The organism is Treponema sp. OMZ 906 (assembly GCF_024181185.1).
Classification (GTDB): Bacteria; Spirochaetota; Spirochaetia; order Treponematales; family Treponemataceae; genus Treponema.
The window spans coordinates 1,913,681-1,940,597 of sequence record NZ_CP051196.1; the positions used below are offsets into that span (position 1 = coordinate 1,913,681).

23 protein-coding genes and 1 pseudogene are annotated in these 26,917 nt (G+C 41.0%); 6 read left to right on the top strand and 18 right to left on the bottom strand.

Annotated features, from left to right (window positions below; all coding sequences use genetic code 11):
• Positions 1-61: 61 nt before the first annotated feature.
• Positions 62-772 (top strand): endonuclease/exonuclease/phosphatase family protein, encoded by a 711-nt coding sequence (locus E4N69_RS08595; protein WP_253823575.1) that lies wholly within the window; start codon positions 62-64, stop codon positions 770-772.
• Positions 773-907: 135 nt separating this feature from the next.
• On the opposite strand, the gene E4N69_RS08600 is transcribed toward E4N69_RS08595, so the two are convergent.
• The gene (locus E4N69_RS08600) at positions 908-1,717 is read right to left on the bottom strand and encodes a tyrosine-type recombinase/integrase (protein WP_206182126.1); all 810 of its coding nucleotides are present in this window, start codon (positions 1,715-1,717) and stop codon (positions 908-910) included.
• A 61-nt stretch (positions 1,718-1,778) separates the two neighbouring features.
• On the opposite strand from E4N69_RS08600, the gene E4N69_RS08605 reads away from it, so the two are divergent.
• A complete protein-coding gene (locus tag E4N69_RS08605) occupies positions 1,779-2,306 on the top strand; it encodes a restriction endonuclease subunit S (protein WP_253823576.1) in 528 nt (175 codons plus the stop codon).
• Here E4N69_RS08605 and E4N69_RS08610 read toward each other — a convergent pair.
• A pseudogene (locus E4N69_RS08610) lies at positions 2,277-3,668 on the bottom strand (restriction endonuclease subunit S); the annotation flags it as partial. The gene E4N69_RS08605 and the pseudogene E4N69_RS08610 overlap by 30 nt on opposite strands.
• A 320-nt stretch (positions 3,669-3,988) precedes the next feature.
• Here E4N69_RS08610 and E4N69_RS08615 point away from each other — a divergent pair.
• Together E4N69_RS08615 and E4N69_RS08620 are read left to right on the top strand one after the other, a co-directional pair.
• Positions 3,989-5,479, top strand: coding sequence for a slipin family protein (locus E4N69_RS08615; RefSeq protein WP_253823578.1), 1,491 nt, complete (start codon positions 3,989-3,991; stop codon positions 5,477-5,479).
• Positions 5,480-5,489: 10 nt separating this feature from the next.
• The gene (locus E4N69_RS08620; RefSeq protein WP_253823579.1) at positions 5,490-7,940 is read left to right on the top strand and encodes an ATP-dependent helicase; all 2,451 of its coding nucleotides are present in this window, start codon (positions 5,490-5,492) and stop codon (positions 7,938-7,940) included.
• A 558-nt stretch (positions 7,941-8,498) separates the two neighbouring features.
• On the opposite strand, the gene E4N69_RS08625 is transcribed toward E4N69_RS08620, so the two are convergent.
• The 6 genes from E4N69_RS08625 to E4N69_RS08650 all read right to left on the bottom strand — a co-directional run bounded on the left by E4N69_RS08625 (position 8,499) and on the right by E4N69_RS08650 (position 16,233).
• Positions 8,499-9,461, bottom strand: a complete 963-nt coding sequence (locus E4N69_RS08625; RefSeq protein WP_253823580.1) for a UDP-glucuronic acid decarboxylase family protein — start codon at positions 9,459-9,461, stop codon at positions 8,499-8,501.
• On the bottom strand, positions 9,436-12,639 hold the full coding sequence (locus tag E4N69_RS08630; RefSeq protein ID WP_253823581.1) for a radical SAM protein: 3,204 nt from the start codon (positions 12,637-12,639) through the stop codon (positions 9,436-9,438). Before E4N69_RS08630 ends, E4N69_RS08625 begins: the two co-directional genes overlap by 26 nt.
• Complete coding sequence (locus E4N69_RS08635; RefSeq protein WP_253823582.1) at positions 12,597-14,225, bottom strand: glycosyltransferase family 2 protein; 1,629 nt, start codon at positions 14,223-14,225, stop codon at positions 12,597-12,599. The genes E4N69_RS08630 and E4N69_RS08635 overlap by 43 nt, the downstream gene beginning before the upstream one ends.
• Positions 14,209-14,895 carry a queuosine precursor transporter gene (locus tag E4N69_RS08640; RefSeq protein WP_253823583.1) on the bottom strand — a complete coding sequence of 229 codons (687 nt, stop codon included), beginning with the start codon at positions 14,893-14,895 and terminating at the stop codon, positions 14,209-14,211. The genes E4N69_RS08635 and E4N69_RS08640 overlap by 17 nt, the downstream gene beginning before the upstream one ends.
• Positions 14,888-15,670, bottom strand: a complete 783-nt coding sequence (locus E4N69_RS08645; RefSeq protein ID WP_253823584.1) for a Rossmann-fold NAD(P)-binding domain-containing protein — start codon at positions 15,668-15,670, stop codon at positions 14,888-14,890. The genes E4N69_RS08640 and E4N69_RS08645 overlap by 8 nt, the downstream gene beginning before the upstream one ends.
• Positions 15,671-15,948: 278 nt before the next feature.
• Positions 15,949-16,233 carry a hypothetical protein gene (locus E4N69_RS08650; RefSeq protein ID WP_253823585.1) on the bottom strand — a complete coding sequence of 95 codons (285 nt, stop codon included), beginning with the start codon at positions 16,231-16,233 and terminating at the stop codon, positions 15,949-15,951.
• 12 nt (positions 16,234-16,245) lie between these two features.
• Between E4N69_RS08650 and E4N69_RS08655 the strand changes: the two genes are divergently transcribed.
• Positions 16,246-16,722: a pyridoxamine 5'-phosphate oxidase family protein gene (locus E4N69_RS08655; protein WP_253823586.1), complete on the top strand. Its 477-nt coding sequence runs from the start codon at positions 16,246-16,248 to the stop codon at positions 16,720-16,722.
• A gap of 133 nt (positions 16,723-16,855) precedes the next feature.
• Here E4N69_RS08655 and E4N69_RS08660 read toward each other — a convergent pair whose 3' ends face one another.
• The 8 genes from E4N69_RS08660 to E4N69_RS08695 all read right to left on the bottom strand — a co-directional run bounded on the left by E4N69_RS08660 (position 16,856) and on the right by E4N69_RS08695 (position 23,974).
• Entirely contained in the window at positions 16,856-18,124 is a 1,269-nt protein-coding gene (locus E4N69_RS08660) for an ABC transporter substrate-binding protein (protein WP_253714084.1), read from the bottom strand.
• Positions 18,125-18,263: 139 nt separating this feature from the next.
• Complete coding sequence (locus E4N69_RS08665) at positions 18,264-18,848, bottom strand: hypothetical protein (protein ID WP_162663931.1); 585 nt, start codon at positions 18,846-18,848, stop codon at positions 18,264-18,266.
• Positions 18,849-19,028: 180 nt separating this feature from the next.
• Positions 19,029-19,565: a GNAT family N-acetyltransferase gene (locus E4N69_RS08670; protein WP_253823587.1), complete on the bottom strand. Its 537-nt coding sequence runs from the start codon at positions 19,563-19,565 to the stop codon at positions 19,029-19,031.
• A gap of 213 nt (positions 19,566-19,778) precedes the next feature.
• Positions 19,779-20,573, bottom strand: coding sequence for a hypothetical protein (locus E4N69_RS08675; RefSeq protein WP_253823588.1), 795 nt, complete (start codon positions 20,571-20,573; stop codon positions 19,779-19,781).
• Positions 20,574-20,577: 4 nt separating this feature from the next.
• Positions 20,578-21,525, bottom strand: coding sequence for a DMT family transporter (locus tag E4N69_RS08680; RefSeq protein ID WP_253714087.1), 948 nt, complete (start codon positions 21,523-21,525; stop codon positions 20,578-20,580).
• 3 nt (positions 21,526-21,528) lie between these two features.
• Complete coding sequence (locus tag E4N69_RS08685; protein ID WP_253714088.1) at positions 21,529-21,981, bottom strand: hypothetical protein; 453 nt, start codon at positions 21,979-21,981, stop codon at positions 21,529-21,531.
• A gap of 173 nt (positions 21,982-22,154) precedes the next feature.
• Complete coding sequence (locus tag E4N69_RS08690) at positions 22,155-23,249, bottom strand: class I SAM-dependent methyltransferase (RefSeq protein ID WP_253823589.1); 1,095 nt, start codon at positions 23,247-23,249, stop codon at positions 22,155-22,157.
• 77 nt (positions 23,250-23,326) lie between these two features.
• Entirely contained in the window at positions 23,327-23,974 is a 648-nt protein-coding gene (locus tag E4N69_RS08695; RefSeq protein WP_162663937.1) for a redox-sensing transcriptional repressor Rex, read from the bottom strand.
• Between the two features lie 300 nt (positions 23,975-24,274).
• Between E4N69_RS08695 and E4N69_RS08700 the strand changes: the two genes are divergently transcribed.
• Positions 24,275-25,027: a HEAT repeat domain-containing protein gene (locus E4N69_RS08700; RefSeq protein WP_162663938.1), complete on the top strand. Its 753-nt coding sequence runs from the start codon at positions 24,275-24,277 to the stop codon at positions 25,025-25,027.
• Positions 25,028-25,230: 203 nt separating this feature from the next.
• Here E4N69_RS08700 and E4N69_RS08705 read toward each other — a convergent pair whose 3' ends face one another.
• A complete protein-coding gene (locus tag E4N69_RS08705) occupies positions 25,231-25,596 on the bottom strand; it encodes a VOC family protein (protein ID WP_162663939.1) in 366 nt (121 codons plus the stop codon).
• Between the two features lie 131 nt (positions 25,597-25,727).
• Positions 25,728-26,831: an endonuclease/exonuclease/phosphatase family protein gene (locus tag E4N69_RS08710; protein ID WP_253714091.1), complete on the bottom strand. Its 1,104-nt coding sequence runs from the start codon at positions 26,829-26,831 to the stop codon at positions 25,728-25,730.
• Positions 26,832-26,917: the final 86 nt, after the last annotated feature.

A 26,917-nucleotide genomic window follows, 5' to 3' on the forward strand; every position in this document is an offset into this window, starting at 1 on the left:
TGTTGGATGAGAATATTAGGCGAACTATACTTCGCAGAACATAATAAAAAAGGAGTTTGCTATGAGAATTATTACTTGGAATTGTCGATACGGTTTTTCAAAAGAGAAGATCGATTATATTGCCGAATTACATCCGGATCTATTGGTTATTCAGGAATGCATGGAATCTGACATGATAGAGTGTAAAAAAGTATGGTTAAATGTAGATTGGTACGGCGATCATTTAGAATTTAGTAAATACAGAAAAGGCGGAGATTTAGGTATAGGTATTTTTTCAAATAAATATACTTTTAGTATTTCTGAATTTCACAACACTGCAATTCGTTATGTCGTACCCTATAAAGTAAAAATTGAAAATACAGAGATATATTTATTTTCAGTATGGACAAAAACCGAAGGATGTAAAGAACCTTATATTGGACAAATCAATGAAGCATTGAATTATCCGGAATATCAGCCGTTATTAGATAATTCGATCTTTATCGGTGATTTCAATGCTAATAAGATATGGGATATAAAAGAAAATGTAAGCTCATTTGAAAATGCACTGTCCGGTATTAAATCGCATAATCTGAAAAGTGTTTACCATACATTCACCAATGAAAAGTTTGGACAAGAAAACCAAGCAACATCATATCAATCACAAGGCAATTATCATATTGATTATTGTTTTGTACCTAATAGCATAAGAGTTAATAATGTAAAGCTATTAGAATTTGAAAAAACTAAAATTAGCGACCATTTACCAATGATTATTGATATATCTTTATAACAAAGATACATTATTTCCCTCCTGTTTAACCCGTCATTGCCTTTGTCATTACATATTAAGCAAATGTTAGTCATACGGATAATTTAAAGCAAACGAACCGCCCAAAAAACTGAAATTTTTGGACAGTTCCGATTTTTACCACGTTACAATGCTGTCAACCAGTTCCCGCTGTTCGCTTGCGGTGCGGCGTAAATAAATGCGTGTTGTTTCGATACTTTCATGCCCCATCAAATCGGCAAGAAGAGAAATATCATTGAATTTTTCAAGAAAATTCTTTGCGTAACGATGCCGGAATGAATGCGGATAGACAACTTTTTCATTTATTCCGTATTTTCTAGCATAACTCTTTAGCTGCTGTGCAATACCGCGAGTGGTAATATGCTTTGCAAAGCGATTTAAAAAAAGATAGCCGGATTGTCGCCCGACGGATTCCAGCCATTGTAAGGCTTCTTCCTTCAAAATTTTTGGAATATAAAGACGCCTCAGTTTTCCTCCCTTTGAATATAGATCAAAATATCCTAATTTTACATGCTCAACTTTTATTTGAATAAGTTCGCTGACACGAGCTCCTGTAGCTGCGAGGAACCATACAACAAAATACCATTCACGATTTCCGTCTTTTTTAAGACTCGATTTTAAAAACTGGTAGTCCGCATTGCTGATAACATTTTCAAGAAAGTTTTTCTGCTGAACTTTTACAAACTTTAACTGCAACTGTTCTTTGTGGATAAACTGTAAATACTTGTTAATTCCCTGAATCCTTAAATTCACCGTCTTCGGTTTAAAGAACTCAATCAGATAGCCTTTGTATGCAAGCAGATTTTCTTTGCTGACAGAATCATAATGTTCTGTGTAGTATTTAACTGTCCATACATAGGATGTAAGAGTATTCTGAGAAAGATTGCTTTTCTTCAGATACGCTTCAAAAGTTTCGCCGTTTTCCATAACGACCTCCAAATAAACAAGATTTGCGATTTATCGCTTATATGGAAAGTATACTTGCAGTGTGAGTTCTTGTTATTATGAGAAGTTTGATGATGGGACTGAGGTAGCTATAGAAATAGATTCTATTATTCCTGAGGCATGGATATGGTGTTATTTTAGTGACATTGCTGATGTAATCAATGGAAAAAATCAATCAAAAGTGAAAGATGATGCAGGCAAATATCCCATTTACGGAAGCGGTGGTATTATTGGATATGCTAATGATTACATTTGTCCTAAAAATTGCACAATAATCGGGAGAAAAGGTTCAATAAATAATCCAATCTTTACAGAAGAAAAATCATGGAATGTTGATACCGCTTTTGGACTTGTACCATCATCAATTATTCTACCTCGATATCTATTTTATTTCTGTAAATCATTTGACTTTACATCACTAGACAGCAGTACAACTCTACCAAGTTTAACCAAAACAAATATTCAGCATATCTTATTTCCATTGCCGCCATTAGCTGCACAACAACGGATTTTAGATAAAATTGATGAGCTTTTTAGCCAATTAGACAAGATAGCTTTGAATATCGTCTAAAGCATTAAATATTTCTTCAACTTTTGTAACTATTCGTTTTTGCTCTGAAATTGGAGGAATAGCAATAAAAGATTCTGCCATTTCTTGTAAATAAAATCCCATTTGAGCAGTACCGGTAGCATGTTCAGCTACATAATTTTGATAAAAATTACTGTCAAAAAAGAATTTCACATATTTGTTGTAAACCTTGGTGTTGAGAATGGAAACACTTCGTTGAAAACAGATATTTATGCTGCCGTCATAAATGCAACTTCTTCCTAATGAACCTACGGATGTGAAAAGTATATCACCCGCTGTAGCATTGGTCCTCAAATTTTCTGCCTCAAACATCTCTTTCGTTAAATACCTGACATTTTCTAAGTCTTCTACTGTGTTATGATTAATATTTCGTGAAGAAACCATTATATATTCTGTTTTTTCTTCGATACCTTTAGGTGGATTATGATCTCCATCTACAAGCTTATCGCAAATTCGTCCTAATTTTGTCCATTGCCAGTTTTTCGGAAGCTCAAAAGGAATCTCATTATCAATACAAACATCACTTTCCCCATCGAACTTCTCATAATAACAATTATCAGTAGAATTTTTATAGATATACGAATCATTCTTACTCCGTTTTATCTCTCCGGCTGCGATTTTAGCCTCTTTTTCCGCACGCAGTTTTTCCAGCATCACGCTTGCAGGTTCGTCGTCGGGATCTTGTTGAACAAGCTTTCCGTGGATAGCTAAGTCGAGGATTTTGCTTTTTGCCTGTTTGACAGCTGTTTGCAGATCTGCTTTGTTTTGTTCTAGTAGCTCTATCTGTGTAAAGATTGCTTCGATTGCTGTAACGATGCGTTTGTGCTCGGCGAGGGGCGGGAGTGGAATTATTACAGATAATAAATCTCTTGCTGAAAGAGATGAAATGCCAATTCCCTTTCCGGTAAGCATATTTTGTTCTTTATAAAGCATTAAAACATATAAAAAAAATCTATTTTCTATACCGTTGGTCTTTGGACGCATTCGAGAAACATGATTCTGGTAACAAATATCTTCGTCATAATTCCAAATTGCTGCTCTACCAATATCTCCGCCATTGCATAATACTAAATCACCTTTTTTTATTGTGTATTTATCAAGTTCTTCATCTGTAAAATACATAGATCTCACTTCAGAGAAATCAAAACTATCCCAATATAAGTTCGATGTGGTGATATATTTTTTTAGGGAGCCTTTTTTATTAGATTTTTTTAATGCTTTTCCTGTCGTGTGATAATAAATCTCCCCCAATCTGCACCACGCCCAACCCTCCGGCACGGCAAACGGGATTTCGTCTTCAATATCCTTCACCCTGCCGTCTGAGAACTTCTCATAGTGCCTGTTATACAATCATAGGCATCTGCAAAAAACTCAGGTATAATTTCTAGAAATGCTCGCAAAAAGAAGGCAAGTACACTCACCATATTTTAAGTATTTGCCCTGAGCTTTCACTTTCCCCTAGTCAAGGCCTCGATAAACTCATACAATAAGATGTCTGTTTTTTTCACGCGGTGTTTCATTCAGAACACAGCAGCGCCGGAACGGTAGTCTCCTGCGTTCTGCCGTGAAAAATATGAGATAACCCGGTGTCGAGTTAGAGCAAAGCACTCTCTCGCCCGGCTGGACTAATTGGGTTCGATTCCCAACTGCACTTCACGCAGCGTATGGTAACACAGCTTCTGAAAAGAAGCACCACAACACATACGGAATACTTGCCCTCGCTGTCTGCGGCAAAGGCGCTGATGTCTCGGCGCTTTTGTATACCGTTTCTATCCGATGCCGTGCCGTCCCGAGGACTTGTACGGGGTCAGGTAAGGAGCTTGCAGACGGCAACCGGCGGACAACTTAGCATTGCAGCAGATACCGGAATGTGGAGCGCAGATGCCGAAGCTCAGGCTGCTACGGTTCTCTTTTTAGAAAGGGAACCTAACCGTACCGAGCATAGAAGCATTGCAGCATTCCTAAAGCCGCGATCCGTTCTTCGACGGCAGGACAGGTCTTCCGTATTCTTTTTAATCTCAGGGCAATTGCCTCGGCTATCACAGGGAGTAAATATGTATATTCGATATGATCAAAAAGTATTACTGTTTAAGCACGGAAAGTTTATCAAAATCTTAAAGCCCGGTCTTTTTTGGAATTGGCAAGGCTATACGCTTGAATGTCATTCCGTTTTTGAAGAACTGCATACCGCAGGCGATCCGGCTGAACTGCTTGCCGACGAGGCATTCCGCAATCAAACGGAAACCGTTACCGTAAGCGCCGGTCATATTGCGCTCTATTTTGAGGATGAGCTTTTAAAAGATGTGTTGACACCGGGACAGCATATTTTTTGGAATAATAGCCGCGTTAAAACATTTCAGCAGATTGATTTGAACAATCCTGAAATCAGCGCGGATATTGACCGGAATATCCTCACTGCTGATGTGTTGAAAACCTACGTTATCAGCTATGGAGTTGAACCATACGAGAAGGGGCTTCTCTACTTTGATAAACAATTCATCAAAATACTGGAACCGGGGAATTATTTTTTCTGGAAAGGTGTTCAGTCCATCAATGTGATAAAAGCCGATATGCGTGCACGGCAACTTGAAATTTCAGGGCAAGAAATATTGACAAAGGATAAAATCCTGCTCCGGCTTAATTTTATGTGCCGGTATAAAATAAACGATCCGGTTACTGCGCTGGTTTCAAATGCCGATTATGAAAATCAGCTGTATGTGTGCTTTCAGCTCGCGTTGCGCGAGTATATCGGCACGCTCCTTTTTGATGAGCTGCTGCAGAAAAAACAGGAAATCAATGCCTTTGTCATGGAGACCTTAAAACCCTATCAAGCACAATTCGGTATCGAAGTGCTTTCATGCGGACTGAAAGATATTATTTTGCCGGGAGAGATTCGGGATATTGTCAATCAAGTGCTGATTGCCGAAAAGAAAGCGCAGGCGAATATCATCACCCGCCGCGAAGAAACCGCTTCGACGCGGAGCCTCCTCAACACTGCCAAATTGATGGAAGAAAATCCCTTGCTGCTAAAGCTCAAAGAACTTGAATATGTCGATAAGATGAGCGAAAAGATCAGCCAAATTTCCATTACCGGCGGCGGACAGATTTTAGATCAACTTAAAGAATTGCTGACGGGAAATCTTAGCCAAAAGTAACATGAGAACGATGGAAGAAACGTGCGGATATTTATCGGTTTTAAATCCTGAACAACTTGAAGCCGTGTGTCATACCGGCTCGCCGCTTTTGATTTTGGCAGGCGCCGGTTCGGGAAAGACGCGGGTTATTACAACAAAAATTGCGTGGCTGATTGCAGAACAGAGTGTGCTCCCTGAATCGATTTTGGCAGTTACCTTTACCAACAAAGCAGCTCGGGAAATGGCAGAGCGGGCACGGGCGCTGGATGAACGCGCAGGCAGGTCGAGTATCCGCACCTTTCACTCCTTCGGTGCGTGGATGCTGCGCCGGTATGCCGAATGGGCGGGGCTTTCTCCCAATTTTACGATTTACGATGATGATGATTCGGTAACGCTGCTGATGAAAGCGCTGCCTCAGCTAAATAAGCAGGAGGCGCAGCGCTTTATACGGAAAATCTCCCGCGCGAAAGATTATTGCCTGTTACCCGATAGCCCGCAGCTTACGATGATCGACCCCACGCCTGAGTTCGCTGTAATCTACCGTGCCTATCAACAGCGGCTCCGCGAAACGGGGAATGCCGACTTCGGAGATTTGATTATGCTGCCGGTTCAGCTGCTGCAAGAGCATACCGCTATTGCGCAACAGCTGCATAGACGCTTTAAAGTAATCCTCGTGGATGAGTATCAGGATTCAAACAGCGCTCAGTTTCAGCTATTGCGGGAACTGACCGGCGAAGACACGTATGTCTGTGTTGTCGGCGATGATGATCAGTCTATTTACCGGTTCCGCGGCGCGGAGGTGCAGAACATCCTCACCTTTGACCGTCAATTTCCGCATACAAAGATTATCCGGCTGGTGCGGAACTACCGCTCGTATGAACCGATTTTGCGCGTCGCCGACTCGGTTGTGTCCCGCAATGAGGGACGGCTCGGTAAAACGCTGATTGCAGCGCGCGGAACCGGCGGACAAAAGCCCAGCCTTTATTATCTACCGTCTCAAGATGCGGAGGCAGAGCTGTGTGTGCAGCTCATCAAAAAGGCGGTGCGGGCGGGCGGCTCGTACTCAGACTGGGCAATCCTGTACCGCACCAATGCACAGTCGCTCAACTTTGAAACCACCTTTTTGCACGAAAAAATTCCGCATAAAGTAGTTGGTACGCTCAAGTTCTACGAACGCGAGGAAATTAAGGATGCGCTGGCTCTTTTGGCGCTCATCGCAAACGGACGAGATGAAATTGCCTTCCGCCGTATGGTGAATAAACCCGCGCGGGGAATCGGCGAAACAACGCAAAATAAGTTGGTCGCGTATGCCCGCGCTGCATTTGCAAGCTTATCCGCATATATAGATTCACCTGCAAATGCAAGAGAAGCGGCAGAGGCGGGTTCATCGGAACAAGACAGCAGAAGCGCTCAACAGGAGTTCACTCAACTGCAAGAACCCACTGCCCTACCCTTGCGACAACAGACAGAAGATACACCGCAACAGCAGCCGCAACAAGGAGCCGACTATATTACCGTACTGCTCGGCGCAGGAGCAAAACTCCCGATACCCAAGAAAGCAGGTACCGCGCTGCAGGAGTTTTTAAATACATTGTATTCGCTCCGCAGCCTCCTTGCCGAATACGATTCCGCAAATACCGCCGGCGCTGCGGCGTTTGATACGGCAGTGGAAGCCGATGCACAAGCCGACGACCTGTGGTCTGATGCACCAATCGGCACTACCATAGACACCGGCGCCTCTGAACAGGCAGTTACGCAGAAACACGGGCAGCAGGGCGAGCGGCTCGCTGCCTTTGTATTGGCAGTTATCGAGCAAACAGGTTTGGGTGTTTTTCACCGGAATCAAGATGAAGTGATGGGCACTCAGAAAACAGCGAACTTGCAGGAACTTGCCAATACCGCTTCACTGTACCCCTGCTCGGCTACCGGGCTGACTTCCTTTTTAGAGCATATCGAACTAGACCGCAGTCTTGCGGAAACCGATGCAGGAGCCGATGCCGTACAGCTTATCACTATGCACAACACAAAAGGCCTTGAGTTCCGCAATGTGATTATCACCGGTCTTGAAAACGGTATTTTTCCGCGCAATGACGAAAGCGCCGAAGATATGGAAGAAGAGCGGCGGTTGATGTACGTTGCCTGTACCCGTGCACAAGACGCGCTGTATATGACCAGCTGCGCGGCACGGCGGATGTACGGGAAGCTATCGTATATGGAACCGAGTCGCTTTTTAGCGGAAATTGACAGCGGTCTTGTCGACGTGATAGGACAGTCCATTGCAAACTTTGCCTCTCCCGCCGATGAAGAAGCCGCATTATGGAAGTGCGGGCAGCGGATCTTTCACGACGACTACGGCTACGGCTATGTCGTACAGTCAAGGCAAAGCGGCGGCGAGTTGGTGATTACCGTGCAGTTTGAAAACGGCAGCCAAAAACGCTTTTTCCCTGTGTATCAGAAATCTCAACTTTTTCGTGTCGACTAGTCTTTTGCAAATATACGGCGCATCTACTGCGTCGCACGCCGAAAATAAATGCTCAACGTATATAAATACGCCTGCGCTTTATTTTCGGCTAACTCCTTGTATCTACGCCGTCTCTTTGCAAAAGCGCTGGATGTGTGTATCTACTTCGTTGCTGCGAACAAATTAGTCTTCGACGTATCAGAACCGCCATGGACGGCGGTGGTTCTACGCAGCAGCGTGTTTGCGCAGCAAACACGTAGGTAAAAAATGTACAGGACGTACATTTTTTACCGTGCCTGCGGGTGTTTTTTGTACGCTCCTAGCATCTATACCGTCTCTTTGCAAAAGCGCTGGATGTGTGTATCTACTTCGTTGCTCGTTCAGCGAAGTACATCCGTGTACTTCGCTGAACACAAGTTTGACCGGTGTCAAACTTGTTTCTACTTAATACACGCGGCATCCGTGCCAATGTTTAAGCGGTATTGCCGCTTAAACTTGCAAGTTTTGCCAAAGGCAAAACATTGCTACTGAAAATGCTCAACGTAGCAGAACCGCCCACGTGTCCATATCTGAGAGTATCTATATTGCAAGCAAGTCTTTAAAATACGCTATTGTTTTTTCTAATCCCTTGTCGAGCTGTATAACAGGCTGCCACTGCAATACTTTTTTTGCCAGTGATATATCAGGTTGTCTCTGTTTTGGATCATCCGTAGGTAATGCCATATATTTACAGGTTACATTAGTTTCACAAAGTTTGAGTATGTGCATAGCAAGCTCATTAATTGTTATTTCTTCAGATGTTCCAAGATTAATAGGGCCTGTTATCTTTACCGGAGTTTCCATTAATGCAAGCAAACCGCGTACTAAATCATCTATATAGCAAAAACTTCGAGTTTGTGCTCCCGTACCGTATATGGTAATATCTTTATGCTGTAGCGCCTGTACGATAAAATTACATATAGCGCGTCCGTCATCCATTTGCATTCCCGGCCCGTAGCAATTAAATATTCTGGCTATTTTAACTTTCGTTTTGTATTGTCTATAATAATCCACACAAAGGCTTTCTGCTGCCCGTTTTCCTTCATCATAACAGCTCCGGATGCCGACAGGATTAACATTTCCCCAGTAATCTTCTTGCTGTGGATGCTGAAGTGCATCACCGTAAACTTCAGATGTCGAAGCTTGCAATATCTTTGCATGATGTTGCGTTGCAAGTTCAAGTATATTCAAGACACCGATAACATTTGTTTTCATTGTATAGATAGGATCTTTTTGGTAGTATTTCGGTGATGCCGGACAAGCAAAATTGTATATCTCATCTACATAAAATGAAAACGGTTGTGTTATATCATGTTCAATAAATTCAAAATCAGGATTATGGCTAAAGCATTGTATATTTTTTAATGTGCTGCAAAATAAGTTATCCATACATATTACATGACAGTTCCGATTTAATAGTGCCGAACATACATTTGATCCTATAAATCCCGCGCCACCCGTTACCAATACTACTTTTTTATTTTTCAACATTGTAATTTCCATATACTTTCTCCCAAAACGGAGAAATAATATTTCTGAAAGGAGCTTTTTCGCAGCGGGGTAAAAAATCACCGTCGCTTTCTGCATAGTGTTTAAAATTTCCGCAATATCGGCAATACTTTTTTAATTGTCCGACTAATGTTTCCTCCGTAGCATCCTTTAAGTAAGGTATACCGCCACCGTCTTTTAGTACTCTGCTGATTGCTCCGCAAACGGAACAGGCAAAATAACCGTTTTTATTGAGTCCTATACCGCAATATGAAGTTACCCAACAACCTTTACCAAAATCCGCACTATTAAAATCAGGGTCGTCAACCGGAGCATCGGCAAAGGGAGTAAAGTAGTCAACGGTATTTTTAGTTTTAAATGATTCATAATCTATACGCACGTTTTGAAATTGCTCCGCTTCTTTACATAATCTTCTGGAATTCTCCGTAAATCCGTTTGAGACAACTTGAATAATCACATCGTTATTATAAACATCAGCATACTCTGTTTGCAACATTTTAAGAATAGCAATAAAATCGGGATGTAAAGTAGGTTCTCCGCCTAAAACATTAATGAGCCTCCAGCTTCGATGTAGTTTTTTACTTTCGGTGATAAACGCGCCAATATCTTCGATTGTCATATAATCTTTTGATGGGGCAAGTCCGCAAGAACGATTACATCCTTCACACCTCAGATTGCAATCAAAAGTAATATCTATTTCAATTTTATTTTGGTTCGGCTTGAATATCTTTCTATTTTTATACAACGTAGCGGCCGTCAATGGTCTTTTACTAAGAATTTCTTTAATACATTGTTCTTTTAAAGCCCTATCCGCATTTCGCTTCTCATAATCGCGTTCATAATAATAATTGATAAAATCCATTTGGAAAGGAGATGAACTCATTTCAACCATAGCAATCATCATGGCATAATCATCGCACTTTTCAAACCATTTTTGTTGCGAATATTTTAATTCTGCATTATTATATTTAAAATATGACATCGGAATTGAATCAAAAAGATATTTTCGAAATGTTTTAAGATGCTGCCAGACATTACCGCCATTTTTTCTTGGTTCCATAAAATTTACCGGATAGCGATAATGTGGTTGCAACCGATAGGTTTGATGAACCCGTCCACAAGTCATATCAACACCCCACATTTCATATTTTTTATATACATCGTATAATGCTTCACGTCCTATCAATGCATCATCGGTATCAATGCAAACAATAATAGAATCAGGATTATTACAATACTTGTGAATCGCAATGTATTCGCATTGTAATTTAGGTAAATGAGTTCGCCCTTTTATGAAAGTAATACGATTCTGGTACGGTTTAATTATTTGTTCAATAAAAAGCGACATACCATTATCGGAGCAGTCATCGTAGAACAAAATACCGAAATCTTGAAAACTTTGGCTTATTAAGGAACACCACATCCGAAGAAATTTATCGACAGTAATATTTTTAAAACAAGAAAGTACAACCATTGTCTCATTGCGTTTCGGAGTACACCAATCGTAAAATGAACCTTCGCAGTCAAAATGATCATATTGAATATCCGGAATGATATTCTGTTCTACTCTATCAAGAATATTCATCCAACTATACGCGTTACTCTTCCGATAGTTTTGAGGATGAACATAAAAAGTCCGGTTATCCCCCCCTCGAATAGAACAGTATCCTGTTTCTTTTTGTAATTTTTCAAGCGAGCGATACCATGTTAACTGTAATCTACCGTCACAATCTAATGTATTCGGAAATGGACGAAGCCTAAACATTCTTTGCTTGTCAAAAAGCCCCATTCTGACTTCCGGCACGTATCCGCCGTTCTCAAATCCGAAGTAAGCCTTACTCTGTGAATTACAAATATTAAATCCAACGGAAATCACTTTTTCATTTTTCTTAAGTTCAGCAAGCATATCCTGCATATACGAATGATCAATATCCCTTCGACCAATCATCACATCGCTATCCATTTGAAAAATATAGTCGCCGCTGCACTGCTCAAAAGCGTACAGCTGGGAACTTATCGGTACATTTGAAGACGAATGAGTGTGATTCGTTGACAAACCGAACCAATCCCAATTAATACGCTCTGTGTAATCGGGATTGAATATAAAATATCTATCGATAACGCCTTCTTTCTTTAAAGTATCAACTATGTTAATAACTTTCTCAAAATCGGCATTTTCGGTAAATTGACGAATAAAATTATCTTTTTTTGAGTCGATAGAGACAATGACTTCATGGAATATATTTGGGCATGAAAGCTGCCTGACAATATGTTTTATATTCTGTTCAATTGTTTCAACATCCTGTGCGCAGGTTTTAATCAATAGAGAAACCTTGTCTTGCAACGGTTGCAGTTTTTTATACCCGACAATGATGGCCTCCGGTACAAACGTATTATTGTCGGAAAGTCGTATATCCTTTATCTGAATATCACATAGATATAAATGCTGTTTGATTTTATTAAAAAACAATTGTTCGAGATTATCTATTTGCTGCATTGAATAACTTTCATAAATAAGATCTTTTCTCTTAACAACCTCGAATGAATTAATGACTGTCTTTGATTCCTCATACATAATATTTGCAAATATCTTATTTATAAAAGTACGACAATCTTTTAATTCAGGAAGATCAAAATTATTAATTGCACTTCGTTGTAGTTTTTTTAAATCAGGGTTATCATTTTCATGAAGAAAGATATACATTCGTACACAAGCATTTAAGAACAGGCTATCATTATAATATTGACATCCGTCTAAATCTATTAGTTTTATAATACCGTTGACGCGAATAAAATTTTCTTTTTTACAATCTCGAATGACAATCTTTTTTTGCCAACACTCGGTTAAGAAATTAATCACATCATCTTCTGTAAATGCTGTGACCGGCTTTGATGGTTCATATGGGTATTTCTCTATAACCAATCCTTCAAATTCAATCACTTCTTCCAGTTGATAAAAGGACTTATATGTTTCTTTTTCGAAAAAGAATGTAAGATGTTGATATGTGTACCATTTATTTCCACCCGTGAACCATGGTAGAACAACTTTATACACATGCTGTCCGTTGTGAAACACAACACCTTCAAAACCTTGTCCAAGATACGTAAGATTTTTCAAGCCATACCGTGCTAATATGTTTTGAGCTCTTTCTTTTCGTTCAGTATTTTCCATAAACGTATCCCTTCTTGATAAAGTTTTTCTCTGGCTTGTTTATAATCATCTTTTTTTTTATTATTCGCAGTCATATTTCCATCTAAATTATAGATCGTCAATAATACACCTTCGGCGAAAGCAATATTGTATTGTTTATGACTGAGTAATATTCTTACTGATAAAAAATGATCCTCTGCACTGGGAATATCAGGATATTCTTCAAGACTCTTTAATGTAAGAAAGATATTACAAGACGGTAATTCGGAATCGGCGAATCCTTCTGCCATACTTTTTAATCGTTGTAAAAGATACTGTGGATTTTTTAGCCTCTTGCTCGCTTTATTAATACGATCAATAATCATATTATTCTGCCGCAGATAATTACCTGCAAAAATAACATCTGCATCGGTTTGCCGTTTTAAATTTTCAATGTGTGAAAGAACAAATTGATCGGCATATTCATCATCACAATCCAATCGTCCTATTAAATTTACGGCACCAAAATACTTTGCAATATACTTATTAAGATGATTCCGTGTTTTTGATACGTTCTGATATTGTACTTTTGTGATGATAATCTGCGGATTTATCAACAAATCTTCTACAGTTTCTTCCCAACAATCGGTCGAGTTATCGTCAGCGATTAAAATCCATATCTGTGCATTGACATTTTTTTGTTCAAGAATTGAAGTTAGGCATCGTCTTATCGTATTTCGACCGTTATGAATCGCAACACCGATAACAATTTTTTCAGTACCGGCATTATTCCGGATAAGATTAAACAACTTCAAAATATTCGTTCGATTAGTATATGAAAATAAGCTTTCGGCACGATCCAAAGCCTTGCGTAATACTTCTTCCGAATAAAGCAGTATATGTTTTTCAAAAAACAAAGTAAGCCCTTGTTCTTTCTTCTTTTTGTTATATGTTATGGAACCATTCCAAGCATAGTGATTAACAAGTACTTCGGGTATTATTTTAATATTTTCTTTTGATACGCATTTAAGTATCCTGATCATCAAGTCTCTATCCGTGCAGCTTGGAAGGCTTTCATCAAATCCTCCTATACAATTCAGTATTCCAAGACGAATAAACATATTACTGCCTTGTATTCCCGGATTGCCGCATAGAAAAGAGTTAACGACCAAATCTTCATAACTAAAGATATTCGCCGTTTTGCAGTCGCTTCGCTTCAGATATACTGCCAATAAATCAGGGGCATATGAACCAACACTAATGGCATTTTTGCATTTTTCCAAATACCGTATATCCCAACTGTCATCATCATCCAGAATAGCAATATAGTCGGTATCTAAAAATCGAGCATTATACCATTCAATTCCGGAATTCCATGCTCCGGTACCGCTCATTCCTGATGTTTTAGTATTCTTGATGTAATGAATATTGGCATCATTACGCATACTGATACGATGTCGCACTTCAGCACTCACCGTTTCGTCGGTATTGTCATCAACAATTAAAACACAGTCAGCTTTTTTCGTCTGGCACAAAACTGAAGGAAGCGCACGCGAGAACAGTAGTTCGTTTCTCCCCATCGATGTTGCAATAAGCACTCCGACTTTATAATTATTTGTCATCGGCATTTTTAATCGATAAATCCATATTGACCATCTCGTTTCTTCCTAAATTTTGGCAGAAACATTGATAGCACTGTTTCGATCTTCTTGTCAGTAGATAAAAAAAAGGAGTATCACAGAGTGCAAGAATTACTTTTGCAAAGAAAACACCATACAGCAAATCAGCTACTCTCGGTACAATACCATAAAATGCAATAAAACTGAAAACCGCAGTATCAATAAATTGGCTAATAATAGTGCTTATATTATTTCGAAGAAACTTATATTTTTCAGAATAAGATTTTATCTTATGGAAAATAAACACATCAACACTCTGACTTATTAAATATCCCGATAAACTTGCAATAATAATTCTGGTAGTAGAATTAAAAATTTGATTAAATGCGGAAGTATCATTATCTGACGGAAGTATTAATGCTAAACGGATCAGTAAGAAGCTTATTATAAGACAGATGAAACCTATCTTCACAAGTCGATCAGCCGCTTTTTTTCCGTATAACTCTCCGACGACATCCGTCATTAAGTATGTAACGGCATAGGCTATAGTTGCAGAAGGCATCCGTAATCCGTAAATCGTTACTATTTTTGACCCTAGTACATTAGAGATAAGGAGACCGGTAATAAATATGCTGTAATAAACCGGTAAAATGTTATTTATGTCATCAGTCTTATTCATGGCTGACCCCATCGGCTCTATTCAATACAGCATTCTTCATATCCGTATTAATTCTTTCTACGGCACACATCAACGGTAAATTGAACTGTGCGTTAAACGCCGGGATATCTTTATTAAAACAGTGAGAATCATAATAAGGCGTTTCTTCGTATACAAATGTATGGCTGGCATTAATCCGTGAATCTTTGATAAAAATATTTCTTACATCTTCATATTCCACCCCCTCTTTTTTACAAGCAAGGGCAATTTCATTACAAAAGGTGACTTTCAGAGCAAGAAAACAATTTTCCATATATTTTGCAATAATGGCAGTCTTTATATCCGTATATATAATTTCAAAATCCGCACTATGAATTAATGTGTAAAGATATGCTACTTTGTTGCATAAACCACGTGAACCGCCCAGTACTACATAATTGTGTAAACCTGAATGAGGCGTAGTACCGGTAAACTCGGGAGAGAAAATAGCATTCTGAGGCAAAAAGCGAATAATATCTACCGGTATTGTTGATTTTATAATAATCACATCCGCATCGATTCGGTTACAAAGATCAACAACGATAGAAATATCTGCGGAGCCGCTATCCATTTTATCGGTTGGAACACAGACAAAAGCAAAATTGTAATGCTCATGTAAATCATTAACTTTGTATGGGCAATTTGGACTGTAAGGATCGTACACGGAAAGTGCCGCTTTTGAAGCCGTGGCCATCTTTTGGAAGTCTTGAAATAAAACTTGCCCAATATGACCATATCCGCATTGTAAGATTTTCATATTGTCTCCTAATGAAACCTTACCCCTTTACTTGCAGTAGGAAGTTCTGCATAGTGCAATTATCTTTATGATAACCGTTTATATAATACCGAGCGGTATTATATAAGTCTTACTAAGGTTTCACTGTGACCGAATATACTGAAACTTAACGATACTGTCAAGGACAGGATAAGGAGTCAAGTTTTTTAAAAACTCACAAATCTATAACCGAATATTTTTTGTAACTTTGCGATTCGCAGCGCCGGGTTCGTCTTTTCCGGATTTTCCAGTTATTGTTATTACTGATATGAAATATTCAGCTTATCGGCTATTTCGCTTTGTGTTTTTTCGCCTCGCTTTTTAGGCAGCATAAGAGCAAATTCAATATGTAATTCAGCTTCCACAACATATTCCAACTGAAATTCGGGCAGCGGTATCGATATTCCCCGTACGATCTCGCTTTCCAAAATTCCATTTCCTGCTTTCGTCGCCATCTCCAAGGTTGTTTCTTTCAGTATTCTCAAAAGTAAGAACGTGTGGTAAGTCTTGGGAATAGACAGTTTATGGTATATAGTATGTACCAAGGAGTCTTACCTATGAGAAGATCTGACAGAGAAGTAACCGACTATCAACAAATAAAGTCGATTATTGAACAGGCAAAAGTAGTACATATCGGGATGATCGATAACGGCCGTCCGTATGTAGTACCAATGCAGTACGGTTTTGTATTTACCGGCGGTAAGTTAACTCTCTATGTGCATTGCGCAAAAGAAGGCCGGAAACTCGATATCATCAAAAAGAACCCGTGTGTTTTTATTGAACTTGAAACGAATGTTGCAATTGTCTCCGGCGGCGATGTTCCGTGTAAATACGGTTCGGAATATGCAAGCATTATGGGAGACGGAATAGTAGTTATTGTTGAAGATATTTCAGAAAAGATTTTCGGATTGCAGCTTATGATGAAAACGCAAAGTGGCAGAGATTTTAAAATAACCGAACAGATGGCGGCATCGGTTACAGTGTTACGTATCGATGTTCCGTGTGTAACAGCAAAGAGTAGGGTTAAAGCCTAAGCTTATCATAGAAGAGACTTTCCTGATTGAACAACTGCACAAAGTGTCACCTTTGGAAGTTGTTCAATTTGTAGCGTACTTACAAGCTACAGTGTCTGTTTACCTTAAACTCATCACTGCGTATAACCACAGGTTAGGGTTTATACCACTGTGCAAGCCCTTCCGCTAAAGCATTGGCAGCTTGCTGGGGAGTTTTTTCTCCTTTCATAACGGCAACTACACCATCATTCAGCAAAGTATAGCCGGAAGGCGTTCCGTTCATCAACCTTGGCCATACAAAGCGAACATCCTGCCCTCGCCCGGTAAGAAGTGCATAAATTTCGGCACCTTGAGAACTTTCGATAGGAATACTCCCATTGAACATAGAATAAAAACCGCTCGGCAAATATTTTGCGACAACGGTGGCTCCTTCGGCTGTACAAAGCCACGACAAGAAATCCCAAGCCTCTTTTTGATGCGTTCCGTTCGCATTCATCGCTATTCCTACATCAACATGGAAGCAAATTTCAGGCTGTTTTCCGGCCGGAGGTGGAAATGCGAAATTTCCCCACTGAAACGGTAACTCTTTAAAGCTGTCGAGTGTCCAGGAACCGTCAGCATACATAGCCGCTTTACCCGTTGCGAAAAGCATATTTGAATCAGCATACGTTAATGATTCAAAATTTTCGAAACAATAGGGGGCAATATCCTTCATTGCAGAAAAGGCTGCAACCATATCACCATCGTTAAAAGGACGCAAGCCGTTTTCATATTCATGCCTGCCTTTTTCGCCGCCGATAAAGTTCGGTAATAATCCCATCATAAAACATTCATTGATATCCCATCCATCGGCAAGTCCGTTTGCAAATGGGGTATATCCGGCATCTTTTAAATCTTTGCAGGCAAGCAAAAGTTCTTCCCATGTGGTGGGAATAGCGAGATCTACTCTTCCAAAAATATCTTTATTATAATAAATACTCTGCACCACGGCAGCAACAGGAACTGCGAAAGATTTACCGTCAGAGCCTCGCCATGCATCTTTACTGCTTTCGGAAAAATGTTCTTCTAAATATGGTAAATTGCTTATATCTACCAAAAAACCCTTCTCATACAATTCCATACCGATTGCATAAGAGCGAGCAAACATTAAATCCGGACCGGATCCACTATCCAACTGCATACGAAGCTCTGTATTGTAATTGGGTGGGTTGATCGGCTTAAATTGAATAGATACGCCGCTTACTTTTTCATATTCGGCAAGTAAGCGAGTCCATGCTCCCAAATCATCTGTACGCCATGATCCCAGTGTTAAAACAGTTTTTTCTGCATTTTTTCTTGTACTTTTTACACATCCCAAACAAACCGTAGTGGCACAAAATATCATAAAAAGCAGCATTAGGATTGCGATAAATCTTCTCTGCATATTTTCTCCTCCGCAATTATGACGAGTAAAATGGACTCTCCCCAAATCTTCTGCGAAAATATCCGTAACATACACCGGTAATTGGTCTCTGTCAATCTGTTAAAATGAGCGTGTCAATGGAATAAGGATGGAATACAACTTAAAAATTAGCAAGAAAATAAATACCAAGAAAGATAGCTAAGCGGGCTTTCTCTGCCGGAAGCCTAGGTTGCACCGTTAGACATTCAAGATAATACCAAAAAAGTCCGAAATCGGGATCTATACGAATGGCGTACTCTAAAAAACCTTCACTGTCGATTTGCCGACCGAAAAGCAATAATACCACATCATGCAAAACGCCGAGGCATTCAGGCAGCAAGTCCGCGTAAGCGGCCGGATTTTCTGCCTGCTGCATGGATTCACAAAAACAGCGGAGACGATATAGAATATCCTCTTTTACATCTTCGTCGGCTTTTTCAACCCACATCTTATCGACAAGCAGCTGTACATTTTTTTCAAAGCTACGGATAAGGTTGATTTGATAGTGCCGAGTAATCGGCTCGGTACCTGTAAATACCTGTTCGAAGGACCCGCTCGCATCAAAAGCCCTCGCAATAAGCAATGCTTGTACGGCAGACACTTCAGCCTCCTCCGCTGCAAGAAAGGCGGGAAGATATTCAACCGCCGCCTTCCGTATCTGTTCCGGCAGCTGCATACCCACATCGTTAAAGATAGATTTAAGCATGCCTAAAAATGGTCTTTAATTTATTTTTTGTCAAGTAGTTTCCCCTTTATGTTCCAGTTTAAGATCATGGTGAATGAACAGAGGGCATTTTAGGGAAAACCTCTAAAAACGGCAAACCTACCGGTTCGTCCTACAAGGACATGATTTATCACATTCGCTCTAGGGGGAATTAGAGTCTTTTTATATCGTTTTTTCGTAGATAAAAGCCCTCTTGTCCCCGAACCATGCAAACCGGTCTAAAACCTGTGTGCGGATAAAGCCTTGTTTTTCATAAATCCTGATTGCTTTATGCCAATCTTCATGCACAAGCAAGACGACCTGTTCCACCTGCGGAAAAACGACGGCGATGCGTTCTATAGCGGAAGCAAAAAATTTTTCGGCAATGCTTTGTCCGCGTACTTCCGGCAACAATGCAAAAGAAGATATATACAACACCGTTCCTGCAGGCTGATGACGTTCTCGTACCGAATGTCCGAGTGCAAACGCGCCGACGTCCATCTGTAAGGCATCCCATAGTTCAGCCGTAAAATAACCGCACACCGATTGCGTATCAGCTTTAACAAGAACATAATTGCAACCGGAAGTATATGCGATGCGATCGGCAAATACACTTTCGTCCTCAACGATGTTTTCTTCAAAGCTTTGCCGTTCCACCTGCATAACCGCAGCCAAATCTCTCGGTTCCGCCTTTCTTACGCTATACCCTTTTGCTACCATTATCACTACCCCAAGGCAACCACATCAGATACACGAATCGAATACCGCAGAATAGATAGGCTGTAAGACCATTTGAGACGCAACACGGCGAAACTCTGGTTGAACAGCCTATCTATTCTGCGGGCTGTTATTCGTGCGGAGGGCTTAATACCCCGACGCTTGCGTCGGGGTTGTTGATTAAAAGAATCTGCTGTATTTGCCCCGAGCTCCTCATCACCACCCCAAGATCGCTTTACGATGCAGTAAGCCTATTGTGCGAAGATTTTCTTCCGCAGATTTATGCTGATCGCCCAGTTTTTTAAAATCGATAGCAAAGCAGTTCATCGAAAAATGCTGAAATACATAGACCGGCGCATCGGATTTTCCGCCGTATTGCCGTTGCAGCTCATCCGCATAAGCGGTAAAAAGAGATTTTTTTCTTAATTCGCCGTACCCCACCAGCCAAAGCGGACAACCGAGTGCTTTCTGCAGGGCAGCAGTATGGGCAGCGAGCCATTGTTGCGTTTCTTCAAAAAGGCTGCGGAATTGTTCACCGCCATTTTTGAGTAAGTAATTAAGCTCCTTCGTTTTTGCCGTATGAATAGGAGTTTTGTTGAGGATGATAGCCTCTCGCCTAAAATCGATGTTGAGTTCGGGATTGCGGCGAAAAAAGCCTTCCGCGACCTTCCCCGCCTGACCTACCAAATAGCGCTGATTTTTATGCAGCTGTTCGTTTTTTCCCGGATTATCACTAACGATAATCAGTTTTATTTGATCGGAGCCTTGTAGTTCGTCCAAACTATGGTTGTAGACAATGGGGGTTTCCTGCGGGTAGGCAGGGGTTTTGTTCTCCGCCGCTGCTGCTTGCTGTAACAAATGCAGCACACCTCGCCCAGCCGATTTTTCTACGGATGACACTGCTTCATCAGGGGCTGAATATTCATAGCCACAGCGGGTAAGCCATTGCCGACATGACGTTTTAAAATCGGTTCTAAAGGCGGAAAAAGCCTGCCATTCTCTTTCGGTCATCGGATTACTTAACTTTTATCTGAGAAAAAATTTTTCTGAATACATTACTGCTCAATTTTTTCTTGAGGAATCCCAGCTTGGTTTCGGAAATTACGATAGCGATAAAAATAAAAGCACATCCGATTAAAAGCGAAGCCGTTACCTCTTCATGCCAGAATGCGATGGCAAGGATAATACCGAATACCGATTCAAGGGAGAATATGAGCGCAGCTGTCGATGCGATAACCTCCCGTTGACCGATTGCCTGCAGTATATTAGTCAGCGACATACAAATAATACCTAAATAAAGGGCGGCAAAAACGGACTGCCCGTTCCAGACGATTTTAGCACTGTCTTCAAAAAAATAGGTATATAAACCTGCATAGATGGCTCCGAAAAACAAATTTCCGATCGTGAGCAAAATCGGATCCATGGTGTCGACATATCGTCCGAGATATACAAGGTAGGCGCCGAAAACCACGCTGCCTATCAGAGCGAGGAAATCACCGAGATTTAAACCGACATCGGAAGTTTTTAAAAGGTCCGGCATCGAAATGAAGCTGATACCGACTAGACAGACAACGGCAGCGATAACGTGGTAAATATTCGGCTTTCTTTTCCATACGAACCATGCAATAAACGGAGTGATAACGCAATAGGTCGCGACCAAAAAACCGCAGCGCCCCGGCGGGCATCCCGCAGCAATGGAAAGATTTTGCATCAAATACCCAATGGTCATCAGAAAGCCGAGAAAAGCGCAAACGGTAACGTATGATCGGGACAAATTTTTTAACCGTTTGATAAAAACCAGCATCAACACCCCGCCTCCGATGGCGCACCGCAAAAAGACCAGAAAGGCGGGAGGAAAATAGCTGCTTGTACTGCTGATAGCGACAAAGGTAGTCCCCCAAAATATTGCCGCAACCAAGAGCGCAACATGCGCACCGATTTCTTTTTTTGTAAGTTTACTCATAGGTTAATCCAACCAATATATTTTATCGGGAGCTTGTTCTCGTAAAAAAATTTTTCGATATCGCTGTGAGTGCTGTACCCGCACATCATCGGGGAAATACACATTATGCAAAAACCATACGGCATCCAAAAGATCGCCAAAGGAATCAGAGCACGAGTATCGATAGTACAGCGGTGATTCTTCAAGCAGCGTGCGCATTGCGAGGTCATGAGTATGGTACGGATCGATCGCTTGCCGCAAATTACTCCGCAAGCCTCCATACCACGCATGCGTGATCGCCAGTAAATTGAGCCGCTTATGTGTATCCATATAATACAACTCGTACATACCGGCTATCGCGGGAACGGAAGTCGTAACTTTATACTTGTCGGCACGTGTCAAAGCTGTCCATGTCAGAGTATAATAGGCATCGTTTTTATCTTCTTCTTTTATGATAATAGGTTTTAGTTCAAGCATACTCTCCGTTTACTATAGCATATACCGCCGAAATTGGCTAGCAAGTACAGGAATAGACCTCGAGGCAATCGCATCAGGGCGTTTTTTTAGCAACTACACGGGATAATAAAGGCTGTTTAGTCATTGATCTTCCCCATCCGGTTAATTACGGAATATCTGTTGTGTTAAGAGGACTAATTTTTGTGAAGTAACGAAGTAGATGCTCGCATATTTTCAAAAGAAAAAGTTGTACTGCGCCGTATCTTCCACAACCGGTGAATTTTTTTATTCCGAAAATCTTCCGGTATCGACTGTGTGCTGATATCCTGCACGGTAAAGAGCGTATTTTGACAAACAAACTTATCCGCTCCCATGCTGCCGGAGAGATTATCCGAAAGTTCCGCCGTGTTAAAACGCAGTGTCCGCGAATTCGTAGAAAAGTACAAAACACCTTCTTCCGCCAATACCTGACAGCAGCTGCGGATTAAATCCTGCCAATGCCGGTTCACATCGAAGAATTGAGGTGTCCGCTTTGAATTGGAAAACGTCGGCGGGTCGCAAATAATGATATCCCAGCGCTCCTTCCGTTTTGCTGCCTGCTCCAAAAAAAGACGGACATCATTCTGCACAAACCGGCAGCGGTCGGGATCGGCGACACCGTTCAGCTGAACATTTTCATGCGCCCATTGCAAATAGTTTTTTGATAAGTCAACCGAACAAACTCGCCGCGCTCCATTTACCAACGCATGAACGGAAAAAGAAGCGGTATAGCAGAATAGATTCAATACCGTCTTTCCGGCAGCGCTCTCAGCAACTACAAGTCGAGTAGGCCGGTGATCAAGGAACAGTCCGGTATCGAGATAATCGGATATATTGACAAAGAAGCGGCACTTACCTTCCCGCACGATAATCCGCTTTCCGCTGTCGGCAATCTTTTCGTATTGAGCTTCGCCGCGCTGTCGTCTTCGGCATTTTTCATATACTTGCTCCGAAGGAATCTGTAACGCAGTACATAACGCTTCCGTCAACTCAGAGAGAGAGGCTGTCGTTTTACCTTCTTTATTACGGGGAGACCGTTCATATTCGGTGAGTACCGCAAATATGAGATCGGTTTTATCTTCAATATAAAGATCGACGGCAACAGATATTTCAGGAATGTCTTTATCATACAAGCGATAGGCGAAGATGCCTAACCGCCGTGCATATTTCTTGAGGTGTTTATATCGCTTTACAAGGCGGTTATAAAACAGTGTCGTCTGAGTTTGGTTCGATAATCCGAAGGAATTCATAAAACATGGTTATGGCACCTTAATACGTAATAATACATTCTTAAAGTCCCATGATCAAAAATAGGAGAAAATAATTACTATTCGCTCGCTTGCTGAATACGGGTATTCATCATAACACCTAAAAGCGCATAGCCTGAGGTAAGATCTTCCTGCTGAACAAGGACATTATCGGGCACTTTGATTTTAACATTTGTAAAATTCCAGATCGCGTCAATTCCGGCTTCTACCAATTGATCGGCAATAGCCTGTGCACTAGGTGAAGGCGCAGTTAAAATTGCTAATGCAGGATGCAAAGCGTTAATTTCCTCGGTTAATTTATTCATTGCGAAAATCGGGATACCGTGAATTTTTTTTCCGATCTTGCTTTTGTCACTGTCAAAAGCTGCGCAAATTTCCAATCCGTGGTCTCTAAATCCTTGATATCCGGTGAGTGCGGTTCCAAGATTGCCTGCCCCAATAAGAATCGCTCTTTGCAACGTATCCCAGCGAAGGAAATGTTCAATAGCTGCGATGAGATCTTCAACCGGATACCCTTTCTTCGGCTTACCGATAATACCGGTAATAGCCAAATCTTTCCGAACTTGGATCGGCTCAAGGTGTAGCTCTTCAGCGATAACGGTACCGGAAATATACGGATATCCATCAGCTTGGGCTTGCTTTACTATATGCAAATAGGACGGTAATCTTCTGATTGACGGCACTGCAGGTATCTTTAACTTTTTCATTCAAATCACCTTACTTGTTGAAACTCAAGGATTAATAGTCTTGCAATCCTCTATAATAGTTCTTGTTTATGATATAAGTAAAAGAATGAAAGGTCAAGCGGTAATCAACATCCGGCGCAGTGCGTCGTGGTATTAAACCGCATGAATAATTATCGTGTAATAATCGCCGGTGGTTATTAAATGCCCCGGAATTTGAAAATCTAAAATAATCGGCCTCTTGACACTTGCAAAAAAATAACTGACAATAAGTCGGTATTCTAATAAAATACCGACTTTGAACAAAGGAAGGGGGTCGTTACCATGCGGCACAAATTATTGATACTATCACTGGCTTTAGGACTGCTTACTGCTCCGCTTATCTGCGCGCAAAATAAAGACGCTGCAAAGAAAAATGATAAGAACAGTGAATCTGACAGTATGATTACCGTCGAACAGGCATACCTCAATTCAATTGAGGGCGTTATGATTAAAGAAATGGTTGCCGCTGAAGGGCGCGATTCAAAACGTGTCGCCTTACAGTACATCGAAGAGGCATTAAATGAAGGCCGTCAATCGGAAGAAATTCAGGTGGCTTTGAGTACGTTAGCAACCGAAGGGCTTTCAACCGTTGTGAGAGAAGATGGCAGGGTGGTAAATAATTATCCGGAAATAAGACGCCGTGCATGTGAATTGCTCGGACAAATGGGAACTGATAAAGCCAAGGATTCATTAGTCACAGTCATGTATACCGATAATGAACCCTCCGTTATCACAGCCGCAGTAAAATCGCTCGGTGATATTGGAAAGAATGACAATGATGAAGTATTCAATATGATCAACTGGATTGCTCGCAAATTTGATACGGTTAATCCAACGAGTTCGCTCGCACTTGAAATCCTGAATACCTTCGAAAAAATGTCCGGCTCAATTATAAATAAAAAGGATATGTTTGAAACGGTAATGCGTATTGCCAATAACTATAACTATGTAACTCCGGTAAGAACCAGAGCTTACGAGGTAATGCGGAGCATTTCGAACTCAAATACCAATACAGATCAAAAAAAGAATAAGTAATTCTCTATTGAGCTGTTTTTATTTATCCGGAGGATTTAATACCGCTGTGCTTTATGCCATAACAGCAGTATTAAAACCGGATGAAATCTTCAATAACGTGCTATAAAAAAGCGTTGTAAAGTATTTACAACGCTTTTTTATGAGGATCTTCCAAGACTTCAAAGGACTTCTAAGAGACTCGATTTTTAGAGGTTTTCTCCTGTTTATTTGGCTTCAATAAAATCTATTTCGATTCCATTGGGATCGATCGCTGTTAATATCTTTTTACCATCCTTTACCGTTCGCGGCTGCATAATAATACGAACATCTTTAGAGCGAAGATATTTTTCCGTCTCTCCAATCTGATTCACAGTAAAAGTCAACGAAATAGAATTTTCTTTTTTTACCTTTGAATGATCGTTATGGATCAGCTCCAACCGGCCGTTCGACTTAGGATCGTACAAAAAGGCGATCTGCTTACCAGGGGCAGCAGACATCATAGATTCAAAGGTGAGTCCGAGTACTTTCTCGTAAAACTGCAACGACTTTTCCATGTTGTCGGTTCTAATAACCACGCTATTCATCTGCATCTTTTACTCCTTGGCAAATAGCGGTATTCCCGCATCTGCAATACTTAAAGTATATCCGACAATAAACAATTTTGCAAAAGGGAATGTCTTTATTCAGCTGAGAGGTTAATAATCTCAAACGCTCTGAGCCGCTAAGGATTTAACGTAACACGCAATTTTACCGGATTATGATCGGCATACCGGAAAGATTCATCGAGTGTTTCCACCGACATAATAGAGATATTCGGAGAAACGATAAAGCCGTCGATGACATAGTACGGCCACTTTTTACGAATGTTTTCGTCGGAAAGGGCAGACCTGTAAGGAGCGTTGTTAAGGCGGCACGAAGGGACCCGATCATCGACAGCAAAATGCCAACCTTCCGGGAGTAATCCTCCATCCATTACACCGGGCGCCCAAAGCCCGTCATAGAGGGGATAAAGTGATCGCGATCCTGGGAATATCTGGTTGAAATCACCGCCCGCTATGACATAATTACCCGCTTCATATTCGGCTCGAATAAAATCGACTACGGCTTTTGTCTGTGCAATTTTACCTTCTCCTTCATCATAGGCCTCCAGATGCAGCACAGCAGTTACCAACTCCCTGCCCGATTCGAGCGGGAAACGGGTTATCAGCATACAGCGTTTCAAATTAACCGTGCTGACCGGCCATTTAAATGGTACCGGCAGCGCAAAACGGTATGCGTCCGTAAAGGGATACCGCGTAAAAAGGCCAACTCCGCTCGCCACCTTTCCGATAGGCGGGATCGGATAAGGCACATAAGATGCCTTAAAATTATAGGTATAGGTCAACGCAGTACCAAGCGCTTCGGCAAGTGCGGCCGTTTGGTCAATATAATAAGAGCGTTTTGACGACTTATCCATTTCCTGAATAAAGTAAAAATCGGAAGGATACCGTTTCAGCGTCTCAATAACTCCTGCAAGATTTTCTTCCACTTCTTTTTTATCTGAAGGACGCACCATAGTACCGCCGTCCATGAAGAAATCCTGCCCTGCGCCGAGTCCGCAATACCCGATATTCCAGCTGACAATATCGATCGGCTTTGCAAGCTCAACTGATTCTTTCGTAAGGGCTGCTTCCCCTATGATTTCGGCAGGTTCTTTGTCTTGAGGGCGATACTCCGTTATCGTAATAAACAGCAGTAAGATTCCAAATGAAACGGCAGCAACAGCTATAATCCCGCCGACCACTTTTAATATCAAAAGAATACTTCGTCCCAAAATTATTTTCATATTCATTATCCTTTAGCATAGAGCCGCTCAAATATTGACAGAACTTAGCGGCTCAGCTCTTTTCATTTTTCCTGATAATAATTATC

Excerpts from the sequence above, each read along its gene's own strand:
- E4N69_RS08595 (WP_253823575.1), top strand. The coding sequence starts at position 62 with ATGAGAATTATTACTTGGAATTGTCGATACGGTTTTTCAAAAGAGAAG.
- E4N69_RS08600 (WP_206182126.1), bottom strand. The coding sequence starts at position 1,717 with ATGGAAAACGGCGAAACTTTTGAAGCGTATCTGAAGAAAAGCAATCTT.
- E4N69_RS08615 (WP_253823578.1), top strand. The coding sequence starts at position 3,989 with ATGGTAACACAGCTTCTGAAAAGAAGCACCACAACACATACGGAATAC.
- E4N69_RS08620 (WP_253823579.1), top strand. The coding sequence starts at position 5,490 with ATGGAAGAAACGTGCGGATATTTATCGGTTTTAAATCCTGAACAACTT.
- E4N69_RS08625 (WP_253823580.1), bottom strand. The coding sequence starts at position 9,461 with ATGGAAATTACAATGTTGAAAAATAAAAAAGTAGTATTGGTAACGGGT.
- E4N69_RS08630 (WP_253823581.1), bottom strand. The coding sequence starts at position 12,639 with ATGGAAAATACTGAACGAAAAGAAAGAGCTCAAAACATATTAGCACGG.
- E4N69_RS08635 (WP_253823582.1), bottom strand. The coding sequence starts at position 14,225 with ATGCCGATGACAAATAATTATAAAGTCGGAGTGCTTATTGCAACATCG.
- E4N69_RS08640 (WP_253823583.1), bottom strand. The coding sequence starts at position 14,895 with ATGAATAAGACTGATGACATAAATAACATTTTACCGGTTTATTACAGC.
- E4N69_RS08645 (WP_253823584.1), bottom strand. The coding sequence starts at position 15,670 with ATGAAAATCTTACAATGCGGATATGGTCATATTGGGCAAGTTTTATTT.
- E4N69_RS08655 (WP_253823586.1), top strand. The coding sequence starts at position 16,246 with ATGAGAAGATCTGACAGAGAAGTAACCGACTATCAACAAATAAAGTCG.
- E4N69_RS08660 (WP_253714084.1), bottom strand. The coding sequence starts at position 18,124 with ATGCAGAGAAGATTTATCGCAATCCTAATGCTGCTTTTTATGATATTT.
- E4N69_RS08665 (WP_162663931.1), bottom strand. The coding sequence starts at position 18,848 with ATGCTTAAATCTATCTTTAACGATGTGGGTATGCAGCTGCCGGAACAG.
- E4N69_RS08670 (WP_253823587.1), bottom strand. The coding sequence starts at position 19,565 with ATGGTAGCAAAAGGGTATAGCGTAAGAAAGGCGGAACCGAGAGATTTG.
- E4N69_RS08675 (WP_253823588.1), bottom strand. The coding sequence starts at position 20,573 with ATGACCGAAAGAGAATGGCAGGCTTTTTCCGCCTTTAGAACCGATTTT.
- E4N69_RS08680 (WP_253714087.1), bottom strand. The coding sequence starts at position 21,525 with ATGAGTAAACTTACAAAAAAAGAAATCGGTGCGCATGTTGCGCTCTTG.
- E4N69_RS08685 (WP_253714088.1), bottom strand. The coding sequence starts at position 21,981 with ATGCTTGAACTAAAACCTATTATCATAAAAGAAGAAGATAAAAACGAT.
- E4N69_RS08690 (WP_253823589.1), bottom strand. The coding sequence starts at position 23,249 with ATGAATTCCTTCGGATTATCGAACCAAACTCAGACGACACTGTTTTAT.
- E4N69_RS08695 (WP_162663937.1), bottom strand. The coding sequence starts at position 23,974 with ATGAAAAAGTTAAAGATACCTGCAGTGCCGTCAATCAGAAGATTACCG.
- E4N69_RS08700 (WP_162663938.1), top strand. The coding sequence starts at position 24,275 with ATGCGGCACAAATTATTGATACTATCACTGGCTTTAGGACTGCTTACT.
- E4N69_RS08705 (WP_162663939.1), bottom strand. The coding sequence starts at position 25,596 with ATGCAGATGAATAGCGTGGTTATTAGAACCGACAACATGGAAAAGTCG.
- E4N69_RS08710 (WP_253714091.1), bottom strand. The coding sequence starts at position 26,831 with ATGAAAATAATTTTGGGACGAAGTATTCTTTTGATATTAAAAGTGGTC.